This window comes from Halobacterium sp. CBA1126, assembly GCF_009741975.1.
In the GTDB taxonomy this organism is placed as follows: domain Archaea; phylum Halobacteriota; class Halobacteria; order Halobacteriales; family Halobacteriaceae; genus Halobacterium.
Window position 1 is genome coordinate 1 of record NZ_WPCF01000197.1, and the last position, 1,633, is coordinate 1,633.

Genomic DNA, 1,633 nt, shown 5'->3' on the forward strand with positions numbered 1-1,633 from the left:
CGACCTCCCGGACGTCGTCGACCTCCTCCACGACGTCGGCGTCGACCGGTTCTGCTTCTACCACCTCGACTACGGCGGCCGCGGCGCCGACATCTCGAACCTGGACCTCTCGCCCGCGGACACCCGCGAGGCCGTGCGCACGGTCTGTGACCTCACCCGCGAGTACCACGAGCGCGGCGAGGAGATCGAGACGCTGCTCGTCGGCAACTACGCCGACGCGGGCTTCCTCGTGGAGTACGCCGAGGAGGAACTCGGCGCCGAGCGGGCCGACCGCATCCACCGCTACCTCGAGGCGAACGGCGGCGACCCCACGGGCGAGCGCATCGCGGACGTCGACTACCAGGGGAACGTCCACCTCACGCAGTTCTGGCAGGGGTACTCGCTCGGGAACGTCCGCGACCGCCCGTTCAGCGAGCTCTGGACCGACGACGCGAACCCCCTGCTGCGCGGCCTCCGCGACCGCAGCGACCGCCTCACCGGGAAGTGCGCGGGCTGTCGCTACCGGTCCATCTGCCGGGGCGGCTCGCGGCTGCGCGCGCTCTCCGCGGGCGGGCCGTTCGACCCCGACCCGAAGTGCTACCTCACGGAGGCGGAGCGCGCGTCCGGCGGCTCCGGGGACGCGCACGCGGACTGACCGGAGCCACCAGCAAACTTTTGCGAACAGCAGTGCAATTCACGAGTATGAGTCTCACCACGGACGACTTCAGGGAGTTCATGGGGTCGGACCCCGAGGACGACGAGTCCGTCCCGCTCGGCGACGCCCTCGAAGAGCTGGCCGTCGACATCGACGTCGACTCCGTCGAGGCCGTCCGTGACGTCCGCGAGCGGTTATGAAGCTCCTCCTCGACACGAACGTCCTCGTTGCAGCAGTCACTCGCGATACAGAACGGTCAGAAGACGCCGTCGAACTCCTCAACGAGGCCGACGAACCGTTCGTCTCCGTGTTGAGCTTGATGGAGCTCCGGAGCGTGCTGACGAAGAAGAAACAGTTCGAACGCGACCGAATCGACCAAATCGAGAACCGAATTGCGTCCCGAGCGACCGTCACGTTCACCGACGCATCGGACGTGATGGCAGCTAATCAGCTTCAGTCGGAGACGCTGCTCTACCCCATGGACGCACTCATTCTCGCCGCTGCCGACGAACTCGACGCAACTCTCGTCTCGTTCGACAGTGAACTGGTCGACCACGGCGCGTCACTCCCGCGCGACGTGCTGTAGCGCCGTTTCGGTACGTCCAATCTCTACTGCCGAAATCGTAGTGTGTGTCGCTGCGTTTCCCGACTGCTACTCCGGCGTGATGTAGACGCGCCACTCGTCGGCGGCGGCCTGCTCGGTCTCGTAGGCGAACCCGCGGTCCTCGAGGACGTCGTACAGCGGCTCGGGTTCGAAGCTGTTGACCAGCAGGAGGGTCTCGCCGTCGCCGAGCGCGTCCAGCTCCGCGACGATGTCGCTGAACGGTTCCCCGTCGATGTCCCGCGCGTCGAGGCGGGCGTCCGTGTCGGCAGTCGTCGCCATATCCCCGAGTTCGACGCGCGCCCGCCAAGCGGTTTCCCCGAAGGTGTTCGTCAGGTGAGCGCGAGCCGCAGGCTCTCGGCGGACTTCGCGGCGAAGAAGCCGACGACGGCGGCGAC

At 67.2% G+C, this 1,633-nt stretch carries 4 protein-coding genes; 3 read left to right on the forward strand and 1 reads right to left on the reverse strand.

What is annotated here, in order from left to right; all coding sequences use genetic code 11:
- From GJ634_RS15115 to GJ634_RS15120, 3 genes are all read left to right on the forward strand, one after another.
- Window positions 1–634 (forward strand): SPASM domain-containing protein (locus GJ634_RS15115; protein ID WP_157503650.1); only part of this gene is annotated, 634 nt, incomplete at its 5' end.
- Between the two features lie 47 nt (window positions 635–681).
- Window positions 682–834: a hypothetical protein gene (locus GJ634_RS15725; RefSeq protein ID WP_197425561.1), complete on the forward strand. Its 153-nt coding sequence runs from the start codon at window positions 682–684 to the stop codon at window positions 832–834.
- On the forward strand, window positions 831–1,220 hold the full coding sequence (locus tag GJ634_RS15120; protein WP_157503651.1) for a PIN domain-containing protein: 390 nt from the start codon (window positions 831–833) through the stop codon (window positions 1,218–1,220). The genes GJ634_RS15725 and GJ634_RS15120 overlap by 4 nt, the downstream gene beginning before the upstream one ends.
- A gap of 66 nt (window positions 1,221–1,286) precedes the next feature.
- Here the strand turns inward: GJ634_RS15120 and GJ634_RS15125 are convergent, their stop codons facing one another.
- The gene (locus GJ634_RS15125; RefSeq protein ID WP_157503652.1) at window positions 1,287–1,517 is read right to left on the reverse strand and encodes a DUF2249 domain-containing protein; all 231 of its coding nucleotides are present in this window, start codon (window positions 1,515–1,517) and stop codon (window positions 1,287–1,289) included.
- Between the last annotated feature and the right edge of the window lie 116 nt (window positions 1,518–1,633).